The following is a 3,149-nucleotide window of genomic DNA, read 5'->3' on the forward strand; positions in this document are numbered from 1 at the left end:
GGGTGGCTGGTCGTTGCTTGAGAACTGCACAGTGGACGCGAGCATCTGTGGCCAAGTTTTTAAGGGCGCACGGTGGATGCCTTGGCACCAGGAACCGATGAAGGACGTGGGAGGCCGCGATAGGCCCCGGGGAGCTGTCAACCGAGCTTTGATCCGGGGGTGTCCGAATGGGGAAACCCGGCAGTCGTCATGGGCTGTCACCCGCTGCTGAACACATAGGCAGTGTGGAGGGAACGCGGGGAAGTGAAACATCTCAGTACCCGCAGGAAGAGAAAACAACCGTGATTCCGGGAGTAGTGGCGAGCGAAACTGGATGAGGCCAAACCGTATTGGTGTGATACCCGGCAGGGGTTGCCAGTGCGGGGTTGTGGGAGTGAGCTTCAGTCGTCTGCCGGCGGCTGGGCGAGTCAGAAACCGTTGATGTAGGCGAAGGACATGCGAAAGGTCCGGCGTAGAGGGTAAGACCCCCGTAGCTGAAACATTAGCGGCTTGCTTGCTCATTTCCCAAGTAGCACGGGGCCCGTGAAATCCCGTGTGAATCTGGCGGGACCACCCGCTAAGCCTAAATATTCCCTGGTGACCGATAGCGGATAGTACCGTGAGGGAATGGTGAAAAGTACCGCGGGAGCGGAGTGAAATAGTACCTGAAACCGTGTGCCTACAAGCCGTGGGAGCGTCGCCGTGACTGCGTGCCTTTTGAAGAATGAGCCTGCGAGTTAGCGGTGTGTAGCGAGGTTAACCCGTGTGGGGAAGCCGTAGCGAAAGCGAGTCCGAATAGGGCGTTTGAGTTGCACGCTCTAGACCCGAAGCGGAGTGATCTAGCCATGGGCAGGTTGAAGCGGAGGTAAGACTTCGTGGAGGACCGAACCCACCAGGGTTGAAAACCTGGGGGATGACCTGTGGTTAGGGGTGAAAGGCCAATCAAACTCCGTGATAGCTGGTTCTCCCCGAAATGCATTTAGGTGCAGCGTCGTGTGTTTCTTGCCGGAGGTAGAGCACTGGATAGGCGATGGGCCCTACCGGGTTACTGACCTTAGCCAAACTCCGAATGCCGGTAAGTGAGAGCGCGGCAGTGAGACTGTGGGGGATAAGCTCCATGGTCGAGAGGGAAACAGCCCAGAGCATCGACTAAGGCCCCTAAGCGTGTGCTAAGTGGGAAAGGATGTGGAGTCGCAGAGACAACCAGGAGGTTGGCTTAGAAGCAGCCATCCTTGAAAGAGTGCGTAATAGCTCACTGGTCAAGTGATTCCGCGCCGACAATGTAGCGGGGCTCAAGTACACCGCCGAAGTCGTGTCATTGCAGCATGGGTAGGGGAGCGTCGTGTGCCGGGTGAAGCAGCCGCGGAAGCGAGTTGTGGATGGTTCACGAGTGAGAATGCAGGCATGAGTAGCGATACAAGAGTGGGAAACTCTTGCGCCGATTGACTAAGGGTTCCTGGGTCAAGCTGATCTGCCCAGGGTAAGTCGGGACCTAAGGCGAGGCCGACAGGCGTAGTCGATGGACAACCGGTTGATATTCCGGTACCCGCTTTGAAGCGCCCAATATCGAATCAGGCGATGCTAAGTCCGTGAAGCCGTCCTGGATCCTTCGGGTGAAGGGGAGTGGTGGAGCCGACGAACCAGACTTGTAGTAGGTAAGCGATGGGGTGACGCAGGAAGGTAGTCCAGCCCGGGCGGTGGTTGTCCCGGGGTAAGGGTGTAGGCCGTGTGGTAGGCAAATCCGTCACACGTTAAGGCTGAGACCTGATGCCGAGCCGATTGTGGTGAAGTGGATGATCCTATGCTGTCGAGAAAAGCCTCTAGTGAGTTTCAAGGCGGCCCGTACCCTAAACCGACTCAGGTGGTCAGGTAGAGAATACCGAGGCGTTCGGGTGAACTATGGTTAAGGAACTCGGCAAAATGCCCCCGTAACTTCGGGAGAAGGGGGGCCATTTCCGGTGATAGCACTTGCTGCTTGAGCTGGGGGTGGCCGCAGAGACCAGCGAGAAGCGACTGTTTACTAAAAACACAGGTCCGTGCGAAGCCGTAAGGCGATGTATACGGACTGACGCCTGCCCGGTGCTGGAACGTTAAGGGGACCGGTTAGCTCTGTTTCGACAGGGCGAAGCTGAGAACTTAAGCGCCAGTAAACGGCGGTGGTAACTATAACCATCCTAAGGTAGCGAAATTCCTTGTCGGGTAAGTTCCGACCTGCACGAATGGCGTAACGACTTCTCGACTGTCTCAACCATAGGCCCGGTGAAATTGCATTACGAGTAAAGATGCTCGTTTCGCGCAGCAGGACGGAAAGACCCCGGGACCTTTACTATAGCTTGATATTGGTGTTCGGTTCGGCTTGTGTAGGATAGGTGGGAGACTGTGAAGCGCCAACGCCAGTTGGTGTGGAGTCGTTGTTGAAATACCACTCTGGTCGTGCTGGATGTCTAACCTGGGTCCGTGATCCGGATCAGGGACAGTGTCTGGTGGGTAGTTTAACTGGGGCGGTTGCCTCCTAAAGGGTAACGGAGGCGCCCAAAGGTTCCCTCAGCCTGGTTGGTAATCAGGTGTTGAGTGTAAGTGCACAAGGGAGCTTGACTGTGAGACTGACGGGTCGAGCAGGTACGAAAGTAGGGACTAGTGATCCGGCGGTGGCTTGTGGAAGCGCCGTCGCTCAACGGATAAAAGGTACCCCGGGGATAACAGGCTGATCTTCCCCAAGAGTCCATATCGACGGGATGGTTTGGCACCTCGATGTCGGCTCGTCGCATCCTGGGGCTGGAGTCGGTCCCAAGGGTTGGGCTGTTCGCCCATTAAAGCGGTACGCGAGCTGGGTTTAGAACGTCGTGAGACAGTTCGGTCCCTATCCGCTGCGCGCGTAGGAGTCTTGAGAAGGGCTGTCCCTAGTACGAGAGGACCGGGACGGACGGACCTCTGGTGTGCCAGTTGTTCTGCCAAGGGCATGGCTGGTTGGCTACGTTCGGAAAGGATAACCGCTGAAAGCATCTAAGCGGGAAGCCTGCTTCGAGATGAGGGCTCCCACCCACTTGATGGGGTAAGGCTCCCAGTAGATGACTGGGTTGATAGGCCAGATATGGAAGCATCGTAAGGTGTGGAGTTGACTGGTACTAATAGGCCGAGGGCTTGTCCTCAGTTGCTCGCGTCCACTGTGT

Annotated in this window: 1 rRNA gene; it reads left to right on the plus strand. The window is 56.7% G+C overall.

Annotation, left to right across the window (positions count from 1 at the left end):
- Window positions 1-49 precede the first annotated feature (49 nt).
- A 23S ribosomal RNA gene (locus tag ADL22_RS13820) occupies window positions 50-3,128 on the plus strand.
- Window positions 3,129-3,149 lie beyond the last annotated feature (21 nt).

Source organism: Streptomyces sp. NRRL F-4489, assembly GCF_001509485.1.
Taxonomy (GTDB): Bacteria; Actinomycetota; Actinomycetes; order Streptomycetales; family Streptomycetaceae; genus Streptomyces.